Annotated in this window: 12 protein-coding genes; 6 read left to right on the top strand and 6 right to left on the bottom strand. The window is 71.5% G+C overall.

Annotation, left to right across the window (positions count from 1 at the left end):
- Window positions 1–41: 41 nt before the first annotated feature.
- The 4 genes from ACWEOE_RS26890 to ACWEOE_RS26875 form a co-directional block, all read right to left on the bottom strand.
- Window positions 42–1358, bottom strand: coding sequence for a (Fe-S)-binding protein (locus tag ACWEOE_RS26890; protein ID WP_452013790.1), 1317 nt, complete (start codon window positions 1356–1358; stop codon window positions 42–44).
- Entirely contained in the window at window positions 1359–2630 is a 1272-nt protein-coding gene (locus tag ACWEOE_RS26885) for an FAD-binding oxidoreductase (RefSeq protein WP_452013788.1), read from the bottom strand. It lies immediately after the preceding gene.
- Entirely contained in the window at window positions 2630–4117 is a 1488-nt protein-coding gene (locus tag ACWEOE_RS26880; RefSeq protein ID WP_452013786.1) for an FAD-linked oxidase C-terminal domain-containing protein, read from the bottom strand. Before ACWEOE_RS26880 ends, ACWEOE_RS26885 begins: the two co-directional genes overlap by 1 nt.
- Window positions 4118–4288: 171 nt before the next feature.
- Window positions 4289–4465: a hypothetical protein gene (locus ACWEOE_RS26875; protein WP_452013784.1), complete on the bottom strand. Its 177-nt coding sequence runs from the start codon at window positions 4463–4465 to the stop codon at window positions 4289–4291.
- Window positions 4466–4996: 531 nt separating this feature from the next.
- Between ACWEOE_RS26875 and fmdA the strand changes: the two genes are divergently transcribed.
- The 6 genes from fmdA to surE all read left to right on the top strand — a co-directional run bounded on the left by fmdA (window position 4997) and on the right by surE (window position 13607).
- Complete coding sequence (gene fmdA / locus ACWEOE_RS26870) at window positions 4997–6244, top strand: formamidase (protein ID WP_452013782.1); 1248 nt, start codon at window positions 4997–4999, stop codon at window positions 6242–6244.
- A gap of 260 nt (window positions 6245–6504) precedes the next feature.
- On the top strand, window positions 6505–7197 hold the full coding sequence (locus ACWEOE_RS26865) for an alpha/beta fold hydrolase (protein ID WP_452013780.1): 693 nt from the start codon (window positions 6505–6507) through the stop codon (window positions 7195–7197).
- A 202-nt stretch (window positions 7198–7399) separates the two neighbouring features.
- Complete coding sequence (locus tag ACWEOE_RS26860; protein ID WP_452013778.1) at window positions 7400–8110, top strand: hypothetical protein; 711 nt, start codon at window positions 7400–7402, stop codon at window positions 8108–8110.
- Between the two features lie 39 nt (window positions 8111–8149).
- The gene (locus ACWEOE_RS26855; RefSeq protein WP_452013776.1) at window positions 8150–12304 is read left to right on the top strand and encodes an HAD-IC family P-type ATPase; all 4155 of its coding nucleotides are present in this window, start codon (window positions 8150–8152) and stop codon (window positions 12302–12304) included.
- Between the two features lie 315 nt (window positions 12305–12619).
- Entirely contained in the window at window positions 12620–12781 is a 162-nt protein-coding gene (locus ACWEOE_RS26850; RefSeq protein WP_452013774.1) for a hypothetical protein, read from the top strand.
- Window positions 12782–12866: 85 nt separating this feature from the next.
- Window positions 12867–13607, top strand: coding sequence for a 5'/3'-nucleotidase SurE (gene surE, locus ACWEOE_RS26845; protein ID WP_452013772.1), 741 nt, complete (start codon window positions 12867–12869; stop codon window positions 13605–13607).
- 112 nt (window positions 13608–13719) lie between these two features.
- Here the strand turns inward: surE and ACWEOE_RS26840 are convergent, their stop codons facing one another.
- Both ACWEOE_RS26840 and ACWEOE_RS26835 read right to left on the bottom strand, forming a co-directional pair.
- Window positions 13720–14010 carry a hypothetical protein gene (locus ACWEOE_RS26840; protein WP_452013770.1) on the bottom strand — a complete coding sequence of 97 codons (291 nt, stop codon included), beginning with the start codon at window positions 14008–14010 and terminating at the stop codon, window positions 13720–13722.
- Window positions 14011–14146: 136 nt separating this feature from the next.
- Complete coding sequence (locus ACWEOE_RS26835; RefSeq protein WP_452013768.1) at window positions 14147–15379, bottom strand: epoxide hydrolase family protein; 1233 nt, start codon at window positions 15377–15379, stop codon at window positions 14147–14149.
- Window positions 15380–15561: the final 182 nt, after the last annotated feature.

The following is a 15561-nucleotide window of genomic DNA, read 5'->3' as shown; positions in this document are numbered from 1 at the left end:
GCCACCTCACCGCCTGAGGACGACAACCTGGGTTTGCCGGCTTACGCCCCGGAGCGGGACCTCCCGACAGCGTCCGCTGCCAGGCCACGGATCGACGCGTCGAGGACCTCGACGGTGTGGGCGACCTTCAGCTGCGCGCCCAACCGCTCGGCGGACGCGGCCAGCTGCATCAGGCAGCCCGGGTTGGCCGTCACCAGCAGGGGTGCGCCGGTGGCGAGAACGTTGCGCGCCTTGCGTTCCCCGAGTTCCCCCGCGGCCTCGGGCTGCAGGATGTTGTAGATCCCCGCGGAACCGCAGCACAATTCGGCTTCGGCGATCTCCCGCACCAGAAGCTCCGGGATGTCCCGCAAGAGCGCGCGTGGCTGCGTGCGGATCGCCTGCGCGTGCGCGAGGTGGCAGGCGTCGTGGTAGGCGATCATGACCGGCAGCGGGTGGCGGGCGGCCACCGTTCCCCGCTCCACGAGGAATTCCGTGATGTCGCGGACCGCTTCGGCGAATCCTCGCGCGCGCTCGGCGTAGGCGGGATCGTCGGCGAGCAGGTCCGCGTACTCCTTCATCGCCGAACCGCAGCCGGCGGCGTTGACCACGACCTGCTCGACCCCGGCCGCCTCGAAGGTGTCGATCAGCTTGCGGGCGAAGGATTGCGCCTCTTGCTCACGACCGTTGTGGACACTCAGCGCACCGCAGCACCCCTGCCCGGCGGGCGCGATCACGTCGAATCCTTCGGCGGTCAGCACGCGGGCGGTCGCCGCGTTGACGCCGGGGAAGAACTCCCGCTGCACGCAGCCCAGGAGCAAACCGACAGTGCCCCGCTTCGTGCCCTGGGCCGACGACCGTTCCGGCACCTGCTCGAACGGCTCGAGCTCCGGTGCCAGCGATTCCAGCGCCGCCAGCGCCGGGAAAGCCCTGCGTAGCAGACTGCCGCGCCGCATCCAGCGGCTGAGGCCGGTGGCCTGATAGGCCCGAAGGGGACCACGCAGGGCGTGCAGCCGCTTGGCGTAGGGGAAGACGCTGAAGATCGCGCGGCGCATCAGCCGGTCGCGGGCGGGGCGGTGGTGGCGCCGCTCCACCTGCGCACGGGTGGCTTCGATGAGCTTGTCGTACTGCACCCCGGACGGGCACGCGGTCACGCAGGCCATGCACCCGAGGCAGGCGTCGAAGTGCTGCACCATCTCCGGTGTCATCGGCTCGCCGCCGAGGCCCATTTCCATCAGGTAGATCCGCCCGCGCGGAGAGTCCATCTCCTCGCCCCACAACGTGTACGTGGGGCAGGTCGGCAGGCAGAACCCGCAGTGCACGCAGTCACCGACGAGCTCCGCCGACGGCGGGTGGTGGTCATCGAAGGCAGGCTCGGTCATCTAGATCCCTCCGGCGAAGCGACCGGGAGCGAGCCGGTGCTCGGGGTCGAACTGGTCCTTCACCCGGCGCATCAGGGTCAACCCCCGCACCGGCCCCCACGGGTCGAGCGCCGCCTTGACCGCAGGCGGAGCGTCCAGCACGACGACGTCCCCGCCCCAGCCGGCCGACCGGTCGCGCAAGCCCTCGACCAGCTCGGCGATCACGGCCGGGTCGGTGGTGCCCGGCACCGCGGCGTACAGGAGACCGACCCCGGCCGAACCACGAACCGCGACCGGCAGACCGTGGCACCGCGCCTGCTCGTCGAGCGCGTTCAGCAGGGCCGGCAGGCCCGTGATCCGGTGGGTGAGGCGCAGGGCCACGTCGCCTCGCTGCCAGGGGGCTCGGCCCCACCACTCCGGTGCGGCGTCGCACGGTTCGGCGCCGTCCCCGAGCAGTTCGAGGAACTTCTCGACCCGGTCGGCGACTCCCTGCGCAACGCCCTCGACGAGCACCGCGAGCGTCCCCGTCGCGCCGGCCGGGCGGTCGAGTTCGACGGCGTTCGGCACGAGCTGCGCGTGCAGCACCCGCCGCAGCCGCTCGTACGCGACGCCAGTCGAGTCCACGGGCACCACGACCCAGCGGGCCAGCGCCGGTCGCGGGTGCAGCCGGAACACCGCCTCGGTGACCAGGCCGAGCGTTCCCCAGGAACCGGCGAACAACTTGCCCAGGTCGTAACCCGCGACGTTCTTCACGACCTTTCCGCCGGCCTTCGTCACCACGCCGTCGGCGCGGACGACCGTGATGCCGATGAGCAGGTCGCGCACCGCGCCGTGGGAGAAGCGCAGCGGGCCGGAGGCGGCGGTCGCGACGAGCCCGCCGACCGTTCCGGCGTCGGCCGTGCCAGGCGGCACCACGGGATCCGCTGCCAGCCGCTGACCCGCGGGGGAGAGGCGGTCCTGCAGCGTCGCGAGGCGCAGGCCCGCGTCCACGTGAACGACGAGGTCGCCGGCGCGGTGCTCGACGACGCGGTCCAGGCGGCCGGTGTCCACGACCAAGTCGGCCTCGGCGGGCCGCTGCCCCCAGCCGAGTTTCGTCCCCGAGCCCCGGACGACGACGGCGAGCCCGTGGTCAGCGGCGATCCGCATGACGTCCGCAGCCTCCGCGGTGCTGCCCGGCGCCGCGACGAACGCCGGCGCGAGGCCGTCGACCTCGTCACCCGCCTCCGCGGGCCGGGCGTGTTTCGCGGTCGCTTCGCACAGCGCGTCCAGCACCGCCGGCTCAGGCCTGCTCATCAGAAGACCTCGGCGATTCCGGCTTCCTGCAAGGGATGGGCGCCCTTGTGCCGGCCTGGCACCTCACCGCACAGGCGCGGTGTCGGGAACACCTTGCCGGGATTGGCCAGCCCGGCGGGATCGAACGCGCAGCGCACCAGCTGCATCGTGTCGAGGTCGGCCTCGGTGAACATCCGCGGCATGAACTTCGCCTTGTCCGACCCGACGCCGTGCTCGCCGGTGATCGATCCGCCGTACTCGATGCAGAGGTCGAGGATCGCCCCCGAGACCTCCTCGGCGCGCTCGGCTTCGCCGGGTACCGCGTCGTCGAACAGCACCAGCGGGTGCAGGTTGCCGTCCCCGGCGTGGAAGACGTTGGCGACCCGGACGCCGCTGCTGCGCGAGAGCTCCGCCATCCGGTGCAGCACCTCGGGCAACGCGGTGCGCGGGATGACACCGTCCTGGACGATGTAGTCGGGACTGATCCGCCCGACCGCGGCGAACGCCGACTTGCGCCCTTTCCAGAACAACGCACGCTCCACGTCGTCCTTCGCGATGCGGATCTCGAACGCCCGGTGCGTGCGGCAGTGCCGCTCGACCTCCTCGAACTGGCGCTCGACCTCGTCGGCCGGTCCGTCCAGCTCCACGATCAGCACCGCACCCGCACCACCGGGGTAGTCACAGTGCACCGCCGCTTCGGCCGCCTCGATCGCCAGCGCGTCCATCATCTCGATCGCCGCCGGCACGACTCCGGCGCCGATGACCTCGGAAACCGCCGCGCCCGCGTCGTCCGTGCTCGGGAAGGCCGCGAGCAACGTGCGGACCGCTTCCGGCAGCCGGGTGAGCCGCACCGTCACCTCGGTGGCGATGCCGAGCGTGCCTTCCGAACCCACGATGGCCCCGAGCAGATCGTACCCGGTCGGATCCGGCGCCTTGCCGCCGAGCTGCACGGCTTCGCCGTCGGCGGTCACGAAGGTGATGCCGGTGACGTGGTTGGTGGTGAAGCCGTACTTCAGGCAGTGCGCGCCACCCGAGTTCTCCGCGACGTTGCCGCCGATCGAGCACACCTGCTGGCTCGAGGGATCCGGTGCGTAGTAGTAGCCCTCGGGTTTCGCGGCCCGGGAGACGTCGAGGTTGATCACCCCCGGCTCCACCACCGCACGCTGGTTCTCCCGGTCGATCTCGATGATGTGCCGCATCCGCGAGGTGACGATGAGGACCCCGTCGGCGCGCGGCAGCGCGCCACCGGAGAGGCCCGTTCCGGACCCGCGCGCGACGAACGGCACCTCGGCCTCGGCGCAGGCGCGCACGGTCTCCACGACGGCGGCCGTGTCCCGGGCGAGCACGGCGAGCGCGGGAGTGACCTTGTAGTGTGCGAGGCCGTCGCACTCGTAGGTGCGCAGCCGCTGGTGATCGTCGATGACCGAATCAGGACCCAGTGCCGCCCGCAGGCGCTCGGCCAGCACCGCGATCCCTGGCCGCACATCTCGTCGCTCGTAGGTCGTCATGCGCGCCCTCCCAGCCCGCTTGACTGTGGATCCGGACGGCTTTGAGCTACAGAAAGTGAACTCTGCCTTTCGGCACCGTAAGACGCTGCGGAAGGCCCGTCAACTCGGGTCCTCGGATGGCGGAGAGGGTTGCGCGGGTCGCGGAGGAATCCGCAGGTGGGGCGCGTGCGGCTACCCGGCCAAGCGGCGGATGCTGGGCCGTGCGGTGATCACGACCGAGCCGCCGCAACTCCAGCACTCGACCGCCATCCCTGGCGGAGTCCGCCCGGCGACCTCGCAGCTGGCGCATTCCCACGCGGTGAGGACGACGAACTCCATCGAGCCGTCGTCGCCGGATTTCGCTTCCACGACGCTCCACCGATTTCTTGATCAGCATTGCCACGGCGCCCGTAACGGGCAGCCGGTGCAGGACGAGGAAAGATAACGAAACGATATACCTCAAGTCAAGCCGGAGCATGGTTTTTCGTTGCTCTTGACATCCCCGCGCGACGTGCGAATACGCTGCGTACGGCGCGATCCCGGTCGAGATACGGCGTCCGGCGTCTGCCGTCCTGGTCTCGGGAGTGGCCGATCGTCCTCGTGAGTCCGGCCGGTCCGTCACGGAAAGTGCCCGCACGCAGCCGATGTGGCGACGGCAACCGCAGTGCCGATCAGCGCCGGCCGGAGTCGTCGATGCTGCCCTGGGCGTGGGTACGGATCGCTGGACAGTGAAGGTCTTTTTTTGCAGAACTTCATATCGTCGGCGAACTCGGGTTTTCGTGGATTGAGGCGTCGATTTTTGTGCCGAACGTAGCCGAATACGACCAGGAGGTGCACAGGTACTGGCCCGAGAACGGCGGGCGAATCGGATCAAGGGCCCGCACACAGAGGAGGATTCGCATGCCAGAAGTAGTGTTCAGTGTCGACCAGACGAAATCCATGCGCGACCAGGCGGTGCCGGGCCACAACCGGTGGCACCCGGACGTGCCGGTCGCCGCGATGGTCCGTCCCGGGCAGGAGTTCCGGGTGGAGTGCCGGGAGTGGACCGACGCCCAGCTCGGCAACAACGACTCGGCCAACGACGTGCGCGACGTTGACCTGAACCGCTGCCACATGCTCAGCGGCCCCATCGGCGTCGAGGGCGCGCAGCCCGGCGACCTGCTCGTCGTCGACATCCTCGACATCGGCCCGGTTCCGCAGGAGACCGGCGACGCGCCGGGGCAGGGCTGGGGCTACACCGGGGTGTTCGCCAAGGCCAACGGCGGCGGGTTCCTGACCGACTACTTCCCCGATGCCTACAAGGCGATCTGGGACTTCCACGGTCAGCAGGCCACGTCGCGCCACCTGCCGGGCATCCGGTACACCGGGATCACCCACCCCGGGCTGTTCGGCACCGCGCCTTCGGCCGAGCTGCTCCAGCGGTGGAACCGCCGGGAGCAGGCGCTGGTCGACCGCGAGCCCGACCGCGTACCGCCGCTGGGCCTGCCGCCGTTGCTCGACGGGTCGCTCGCGGGAACGGCCGACGGGTCGACCGCGGACCGCATCGCCCGCGAGGGCGCCCGCACGGTGCCGGCCCGGGAGAACGGCGGTAACCACGACATCAAGAACTTCACCCGGGGATCGCGAGTTTTCTACCCGGTCTACGTCGACGACGCCAAGTTCTCCGGCGGAGATCTGCACTTCAGCCAGGGCGACGGCGAGATCACCTTCTGCGGCGCCATCGAGATGGGCGGGTACATCGACTTCCACGTCGACCTCATCAAAGGTGGCATGGAGAAGTACGGCATCACCACGAACCCGGTGTTCATGCCGGGAAACGTCGAACCGCGGTATTCCGAGTTCCTGTCGTTCGTCGGCGTCTCGGTGGACCGGGAGACCGACGAGAACCTCTACCTCGACGCGACCATGGCCTACCGCAATGCCGCCCTGAACGCGGTGGAGTACTTCAAGAAGTGGGGTTTCACCGGCGAGCAGGCCTACCTGCTGCTCGGTTCGGCGCCCATCGAGGGCCGGATCAGCGGCATCGTGGACATCCCCAACGCGTGTTGCACGCTCTACGTGCCCACGGAGATCTTCGATTTCGACGTGCGCCCGACGAGCGAAGGCCCGGTGAAGGCCGATCGCGGACAGTGCGCGGTCACGTCCTGACCTTGCCGAAGGGGCTCGTTCGGCGTCGCCGGAGAGGTGGCGAAACGCTCGGTTGGGGCTCTCAGCCGAGCGTTTCCCTGCGGCTGTGCGGCGCGAACGAGCCGTGCTCGACGAGCGCTCCGGTCGTCACGCGGGTGCGTGCGAAATCGCTTCCGCGGCCGGATTCGAAAGTTCACCCCCGACGGGGGACGAGGTGCCGACGCCCCTGCAACAGCCTCGACGGCGGGATCTCTACACCGCTGTCCGGGGAGGTACTCGCCATGGCTCGCCGACCGAACATCGTCCTCGTCCACGGCGCGTGGGCTGACGGTTCGTGCTGGAGTGCGGTGATCGAGAAGTTGCAGGGCGAGGGCTATCGCGTCACGGCGCCGCAGTTCCCGGAGTCGTCGCTGGCTGCCGACGTTGCCCGGCTGCGCGAGGTGCTGGCGCGCCAGGACGGGCCGACGCTCGTGGTGGGGCATTCGTACGGTGGGCAGATCGTCACGGCGCTGGGGACGGACGCACCGAACGTCGTGGGGCTCGTCTACGTCGCGGCGTTCGGGCTGGACGAGGGTGAGACGATCGGCAAGCTGTTGGAGCAAGGCCCCCTCGGTGCGGCGCTCGCGCATCTGGATGTCGACGAGCAGGGGTTCGCGTGGCTGCCCGAGGACGACTTCGTGAACCACTTCGCGGCCGACGTCGATCCGGTGAAGGCGCGGGTCATGCACGCCGTACAGCAGCCGCTGGCCTGGTCGGCCCTCGGCGAGGTGATGGGCGTGCCGGCCTGGCGCTCGCATCCGTCGTGGTTCATGGTGGCCGATGGTGACCAGGCGATCCCGCCCGAGGCCCAGCGCCAGTTTGCGGCCCGAATGAGGGCCACGACCGTCGAGGTTCCGACGAACCACGTGGCGATGGTGTCGCATCCCGATGAAGTGCTGCAGCTCATCGGGAGCGCTGTGCAGGCGGTCCAGTGAGCTGCAGGAGCGCGCGAACACACAAACGATCGACTTGCTCCGGCCCCGGTATCGAACGCCCTGGCTTCCGTAGGACGGCATGGTCATGCGCTCGGGGCTGCACTGAATCGGTCGCGTCGGCGGGTGGTTCATTCGGGGTTCAGTCGATGTTCCCTGGCTCGTAGCATGGGCGCGGTCGCTGGGGGTCGGCGAAGGAGCAGCCATGGCCACGAATGCGGGCGAGACCGGCAGGCAGCACACGCAGTCCCGGACGGTGAAAATCAGCCTTCCGTTCGCGCCCGATTTCCAGCTGCCCCGGGTTCAGATGCCGGCGCGAAACGAGATCAGTGCGGCACTGGACACGGCCCGTTCTTACTTGCCTCCGCCTCGGCAGATGATCTACTTCGGTGCGTTGGGTGTGCTGACCGCGGTGGAGCTGATCGAGTGGCCGGTCGCCGTGGCGATCGGCGTGGGCACGACGGTGGCCGGCCGCGTTGGTGGGTCGCGGGGCGGAAAACCCGCACGGGCAACCACACGACCTGCGCCGGTCGGAGAGCGGCGGGCGCCCGGTGACCGGGCGCGCACCGCCGGGCAGCCCGAGGTCGCCGGAGCCCACCAGCCGGTGAAGCGCCCGCGGGAGCGGGTGGTACTCGGGGAGCGGCCGGCGCCGGCCGGGCAGCCCGAGATCGCCGGCGCGCACAGCCCGGTGTCGGAGCGCAAGCCGTCGCAGGCGGTTCGAGCTGAGCCGGAGTCGGCCCGTCAAGAACCGTCTGCGGCGCCGGAGAAGCTGTCTGCCGCGCAGGAAAAACCGCCCGCACCGGCGAAGCCCGCCAAGCCCGTCAAAGGAAAGGCGAAGCCCGCGAGCCAGACCACGCCCCGGGCCAACCCGGAGTCGGCCCGGTCAGGCGGCGGCCCGGCGCACGGCGGCGAGTAGCCCGTGCGGCTGCCCGATCCGATCGGCCTGGTGCGTGCGGTGGCTGAGCCGGTCGCGGCGGTCGTGCGCGCCGCGGTCGTTCCCGGCCGGCGCTCGTGGACGTCCGGTGAACACACCCATCTGGAGGTACGGGGGCTCCACGAGCCCGGCGCCGAGGCGGCCGCACAGGCGCTCGTGCGGCGAATCTGTGAGCAAGCGGGCGTGCGGGACGTCGTGCTGAACGCAATGCTCGGCCGGATCGTGGTCGACCACGACCCGGAGGCGATCACCGTCCGGCAACTGGCTGACGTGATCTCCGAGGTCGAACGCGACTGGCAGCTGGAGGGCCGCGCGGCAACAAGCGATGTGCACCCGGGCAACCCGGCACCGCTGGCGCGCGAGGTGGTCGCCGTCGGAGCCAACGTCCTCGGGCTGTCCTACGCCGCGCTCGGACGGCTGCTGCCCGCTCAGGCCTTGCCGCCGCTGGTGCCCGCGCTCGCCTCGATCGTCGACTCCACACCGGCACTGCGGGCCGGCGTGGAGACCGTGCTGGGCCGGTCCGCCACCGAAACGGTCTTCGCGCTCAGCGGCGTCGTCGGCCAGACGCTGGCACGACGGCCGGTCGGTCTCGCCACGGACGCGGTCTACCGGTGGTGCTTGCGCAGGGAGGTCGCCGCGCGCCGCGACGCCTGGGAGCGGTGGGAGCCGGAAACCGAGCTGCGGCGGCATTCCTCCGACCCGGTGGAAGCGGTGCGGCGGCCGCGGCCGATGCCGGCCGGGCCGGTCGAGCGGGTCGCGAACGCAACGGCGGGGATCGGCCTGGTGGGCGCGGCCGGAGTGCTCGCGGCCGGCCGCAACAGTGCCCGGGCGAACGGTGTGCTGCTCGCCGCCGCGCCGCGCGCGGCGAAGCTCGGCCGGGAGGCGTTCGCCGCGCAGGTGGGCACGGACGCCTCCGCGGCGGGCTGCTTGGTGCTGGAACCGGACGCACTGCGACGCCTGGATCGGGTGGACCGCGTTGTGCTGGACACGTCGCTGCTGCGCACAGGCCACCGGGTGGTGGGCGAGGTGACGATCACGGGCTCCGTCGATCGGGCCGAGGTGCTGCGCACGATCTACGACCTCCCGGACCCGCAGCACCCGGATGAGGGGTCGGGGGAATGGACGGTGCGCGAGCGCGCAGGGGGTCTCGACGTGCGCCACGAGGGGACGACGGTGGCGCGGGCGGAGCTGGAAGACGAGCCGCATCCGTTGGCCGAGGCCGTGATCGCGGCGGCCCGGCGGGCGGGCGAGGTCGTGGAGGTGGGCCCGGACTCGCTGCGCGAGCAGGTGCGGAAGCTGCAGGCCGATGACCACGTCGTCGCGGTCGTGTCGGCCGATCCGGCGGGGCTGGCCGGGGCGGACGTGGCCATCGGGGTGGCCGGGGCCGATCGGGGCGTGCCGTGGACGGCGCACGTTCTGTGTCCCGGGCTCGCGCAGGCGTGCGCCCTGCTGGACGCGGTCGACCCCGCTCATCGCGCGAGCCGCTACAGCGCGGCGCTTTCCGTCGCCGGGTCGGCGCTGGGCTCGCTCCTGGGCGGGTTCGGTCCGCCGTCGGCCGCGGCGTCACGAGGGTCGTTCCCGGTCCATTTCGCGACCTTGCTGGCTCTGGCCACCGGAAGCTGGACGGGCGCGGAAGCCGGGCGGCGGCCGTTGCCGATCCCGCTTGACTGCACGCCGTGGCACGCGATGTCGTCCGAGGCCGTGCTGGCTCGGCTCAAGTCCAGCGACACCGGCCTCGCCCCGGAATCGGCGGAGCACCGCCGCACCGCAGGCCGGGCCGAGCCCGAGGGGGTCGGACTGGCCCGGGCGTCGGCCGACGAACTCGCGGGCCCGCTGACCCCGGCGCTGGCCGCGGGCGCCGGGGTGTCGGCCACGCTCGGCTCGATCACCGACGCGGTGCTGATCATCGGTGTGCTCGCGTTGAACGCGCTCATCGGCGGTGCCCAACGGCTCGGCGCCGATCGCGAGCTGCACCACCTGCTCGACACCAGCGCGGTGCAGGTCCGGCTGCGCCGCGCCGGCACGGCGACGACCGCGCGGGCCGAGCAGCTCGTCCCCGGCGACGTGATCGAGCTGCGGCCCGGCGACGCGGTCCCCGCGGACTGCCGGCTCCTCGACGCCTACGGCATCGAGGTGGACGAGTCGAGCCTCACCGGTGAGTCGCAGCTCGTGGCGAAGAGCGTGCCCGCCACGGCAGCGGACGCCGTCGCCGACCGCTCGTCGATGGTCTTCCGCGGCACCGTGGTCGCCGCCGGGCGCGGCACGGCGGTCGTCGTCGCCACGGGTGACCGGACCGAGGCCGGACGTACGGCGCAGCTGGACGGGGCGGCGCCCCCGGTGACCGGAGTCGCCGCCCGGCTGTCCGAGCTGACCCGCATCACGCTGCCGGTGACCCTGGGGGCCGGCGCCGCGCTGTTGGTGGCCGACCTCGCTCGCGGCAACCTGATCAGCCAGGCGCTCGGGCGGGCCGTCGGGCTGTCGGTCGCCGCGGTGCCCGAAGGCCTGCCGTTCGTCGCCACCGTCGCCGAGCTCGCGTCGGCCCGGCGCCTGGCACACCGGGGGATCCTCGCGCGCAGCCCCTCGACGATCGAGGCGCTGGGCCGGGTGGACCTGCTGTGCTTCGACAAGACCGGCACCCTCACCGAAGGCCGGATCAGCCTGCGCGAGGTCTCCGACGGGACCACCGGACGCTCACCGGACGAGCTGACACCGCACTTGGCCGACGTGCTCGCCGCCGCCGTCCGCGCGAGCCCGTGGCACGCGCCGGACGACACACCGCACCCCACGGATCAGGCCCTGCTCGAAGCGGCCACCGCCCACGGCATCGAGCCCGCGCGCGGCGCGGGGGAGCTGACCTGGCTCGCCGAGCTGGCGTTCGAACCGGCCCGCGGCTACCACGCGGTGCTGGCCGACACGCCAGGAGGGCCGCTGCTCAGCATCAAGGGGGCACCGGAGGCGGTGCTCGCCCGCTGCGCCAGGCCGGACCCCGCACTGCCCGGCACCGTCGATCGCTTGGCGCGTCAGGGTTTCCGGGTGCTCGCCGTCGCCGAGCGCCGGCTGGCCCGCGGCGGCGCCGAGCAGGCCGGGCTGACCGAGGACGCGGTCCACGACCTGAGCTTCCGGGGCCTGCTCGTCCTCGCCGACCCGGTGCGGCCCACCGCCGCGCGCGCCGTCGAGGAGCTGGGCCGGTCCGGCGTGCGGGTCGTGATGATCACCGGGGACCACTCGAGCACCGCCGCCGCGATCGCCGCCGAGCTGTCCCTCGGCGACCATGAAGCGGTCATGACCGGTGCCGAGGTCGACGCCGCTGACGACGACCAGCTCGCGGCCCGCATCGGCGACGTCGCGGTGTTCGCCCGCGTCAGCCCGGCGCAGAAGGCGCGCATCGTGCAGCAGATGAACGGCCTCGGCCGGGTCGTCGCGATGACCGGCGACGGCGCCAACGACGTGCCCGCGATCCGGCTGGCGCACGTCGGCATCGCGCTCGGCGCGTCCGCGACCCCTGCCACCCGCGAAGCCGCCGATCTCGTGGTCACCGACGATCGGATCGAGACGATCACCGACGCCATCGCCGAGGGCCGCGCGATGTGGGCGTCGGTGCGCGACGCGCTGTCCATCCTGCTCGGCGGCAACCTCGGCGAGGTCGCCTTCACGCTGGGCGCGGGACTGCTCAGCACCCGGGACACGCTCAACGCCCGGCAGCTGCTGCTGGTCAACCTGCTGACCGACGTCCTCCCCGCCATGGCCGTCGCCGTCCGGCCGCCTCCACAGGTGAGCGCCGATGACCTCCTGCGTGAAGGCCCCGAGGCCTCGCTCGGCACCGTGCTGACCAAGGACCTCATCGCCCGCGCGGCAACCACCGCCGGCGCCGCACTGGTCGGTTGGCTCATCGCGCGTCCCGCCGGCACGCCGTTGCAGGCCAGCACCACCGGGCTGGTGACGCTGGTGGCCGCCCAGCTGGGCCAGACGATCGCCGTGCGCGGCCGCACCCCGCTGGTGATCGCGGCCGGTGCCGGTTCCCTGCTCGCCCTCGCGGCGATCGTCCAGACTCCCGGGGTCAGCGGTTTCTTCGGCTGCCGCCCACTGCTGCCGCACCAGTGGGCGCTGGCGCTCTCCGCCGCCGCAGCGGCCACCATCACGCAGGCCATTGCGCAGCGAGTCCTGACGGGTGCGTGACCACCGGCAATTCCCGACGTGTTCACCGTACCGACAGCCGTGTGCCGCTTTCTCCTCACTCGCAGCCGCTTTCGTGCGCACACCAGACCCAGTAATTCGAGGAGATCACCATGGCCGAGTTCTTCGCCACCGTCATCGCCAAGCTCGGCGCGAACCTCATCGAGTCCCTCGTGCTCCGGCTCGCGCAGGCGCTGTTCACCCGCGCCTACACCCCAGTGGCCGCCTGAACCGCGATTTCGCCTTCGTAGCCAAGGTAGGCCGCTGCATACGCTCCGGGACGGCATGGATCCGGAGGGAACGGGTACGAGAAGGGGCATGGCGATGGGTCGAGCGGTGTTTGCGCCGTCCCCGCGGTTGACGGTGATGGCGGAGGAGCTCGACGGGGTGCCGGATGTCCACGTGCCCGCGGGTGGAGATGGCGTCTGGCGGGCGCGGATGATCGAGTCTCTGGCGCAGCGGCCGCAGCTGTCGACGTGACCCGACACGAGCTGGGTTCGGGCAAGGACACCGCGGTACGCGAGCCGGCGACCCGGGTACGACGGGAAACCTGGGGTGACGGCGAATGCGGGCGCTGATCACGAACGACGACGGCATCGATTCGCCGGGCCTGCCGCCGCTCGCCCGTGGCGCGGTGGCGCACGGTTGGACGGTGGTGGTCGCGGCGCCGGCCCAGGAGGCCAGTGGCACCAGCGCGGGCCTGTCCGCTACCGGAGGGGACGGCCGGATCGCGGTCGAGCGCCGCGAGCTGCAAGGCCTGCCAGGGGTGCCTGCGCACGCCGTCGCCGCGCACCCCGGACTGATCGCGCTGGCGGCGGCGCAGGGATTGTTCGGCGACCCGCCCGACGTGGTGCTGTCCGGGGTGAATCGCGGCGCGAACGTCGGCCGCGCGGTACTTCATTCCGGCACCGTCGGCGCGGCGCTGACGGCATCGCTCAACGGGGCCCGCGCCCTGGCGATATCCCTCGACGTGGGAATGGACTCCGGTCCTGAACACCATTGGGACACCGCGGTCGGGGTGGCCGCGACGCTGTTCGACCGGCTCGCCGCCCTGCCGGCCGGGACGGTGCTGAACCTCAACGTCCCCGACCGCGCGGACGCCGGGGCACCGATGCGAGCCGCCCTGGCCGAGTTCGGCGCGGTGCGGAGCCGGATACAGAACGCCGGTGACGGGACGGTCCGGCTCACGGCGGTGGTCGTCGAAGGCGCGCTGCCGCCAGGCAGCGACGCCCGTCTGCTGGCTGAGGGGCACCCCACGGTGACGGCGTTGCGGTCGGTGACCGAAGACTCGGACCTTCGGTTCTGAGGCCGAGGGCTCGCCTCGTCGCAGATCTGATGCCGTACCACTGACAGCGTCGGAAGCCAACACGCGCCGGAAGTCGTGAGGGGTGCAGTGCAGTGGCTTGCCGGCGGCGCCGCTAGCAGGTGGAGTCGGAACGCTGGGTGAAGTCGTGCGCGGCTCGGCACGCGGTTTGCTCGGTGTGGCGGGCGTGGTGCACGACTCGGTCGCCTTCCCACACGATCAGTGCGACTCGGTGCTCGTCGACGGGAGTGAGCCCGATTCGGTAGCCGCGGCGTTGGACGGTGCATTCGCGTTCGGCGGTGAGCCACCGGTGCAGCGTCGCACTCCAGGTCACTGTCCAGGCCGGATCGGCGGCGAGCGCGGCGACCGACTGTGGCACGCGGAGGTCACCGAGGCCGAGGGGCATGGTCATGATTGTCGTGGCCCGTCGGGGAAATCGCGGTGAGGTCAGCGGCGTCGTGGAGGCGTGCACTCCCGGGAAGAAGGCGACGTTTCACGCTCAGGTCGATCACTTTGCCGAATCCGATCCGGCTCGGTGCTGGTCAGTGCCGAGGATTCGACATCGTGTCCGTTTGCAGCGGTTGGAAGGCGGCCCGCAGTTCGGCGGCGAAAAGTTCAGGTTCCTCCCACGCGGCGAAGTGGCCGCCCCGCTGCGCGTGGTGGAAGTAGGTGAGGGTGGGGTAGGCCTGTTCGGCCCAGCTGCGGGGGGTTTGCCAGATCTCGCCGGGGAAGGTGGTGAAGCCGACGGGGACGCGGACCGGTGGGGGCGGTGGTGGGTTGTGGGCGGCGGGTGCGTCGGGTCCGTAGGCCTCCCAGTACGAGCGGGCGGCGGAGGTACCGGTTCCGGTGAGCCAGTACAGCGTGATGTTGTCCAGCACCCGGTCAGGGGTCAGGTTGCCTGACGACTGGCCGCCGGTGAAGGCGCGGGAGATTTTGGTGTAGGCGTCGGTGTCGTGGTCGAGCATCCAGGCGGCGAGGGCCGCCGGGGAGTCCTGGAGTGCGTAGCCGATCGTCTGGGGTCGGGTGGATTGCTCGACGAAGTAGCCGTTGCCGCTGGTCTGGAACGTCTTGATCGCCGCCTGCGCCGCGCGTTCCTGCTCGGTGGTCGCCGGCAGGGCGGCGGGGTCGTTGAGGGCGGGCACGAGCAGGTTGGTGTGAATGCCCACCAGCCCCTCGGGTGATTGGCGGCCCATCGCGTCGGTGACGCCGGCGCCGACGTCGCCCCCTTGCGCCACGAAGCGGGTGTAGCCGAGGCGGCGCATCAGCTCGGCCCAGGCACGGGCGGTGCGGCCGAGGTCCCAACCCAGTTCGGCCGGCTCGGTGGAGAAGCCGTAGCCGGGCAACGACGGGAGCACGACGTGGAACGCGTCCTGGGCGAGGCCGCCGTAGCGGGTCGGGTCGGTGAGCGGACCGATCGTGTCGAGCAGCTCCATGACGGAGCCGGGCCAGCCGTGGGTCATGATCAGCGGCAGCGCGTTCTCGTGCCGGGATCGGGCGTGTACAAAATGGATAGTCACGCCGTCGATTTCGGTGGTGAACTGCGGCAACGCGTTCAGACGCGTTTCGATCCGGCCGGCGTCGTAGCCGTTGCTCCAGTAGCTGCAGACGGCCTGCAGCGTGGCCAGCTGCACGCCCTGCGTGCGGTCCTCGACGAGTTCCTTGCTCGGCCACCGGGTCGCGGCGAGGCGACGTCCCAGATCGTCCAGTGCCTCGCGCGGCATGGCCACGGTGAACGGGCGGACGGCATCGGTTCGCTGCTCGATCGGCGTTGCCACAATGAACCTCCTGAAGCATGGGTGACGGGGACCCCGCAGGCTGCCACGCGTGAGGACGACACGGGTCACCTCTCGGGGATGATGCTGTGCGGGAGCGGGCGCAGGATCATTTCGGGCTCATGGCTGGTGGGCAGCTCGCCGGTCCTCGAAAGCGATCAAGGCCTACGACACCGACGACCTGA

The organism is Amycolatopsis sp. NPDC004368 (assembly GCF_053602515.1).
The sequence above is the reverse complement of the archived record's forward strand: the minus strand, read 5'-3'. Positions and strand labels throughout refer to the sequence as shown.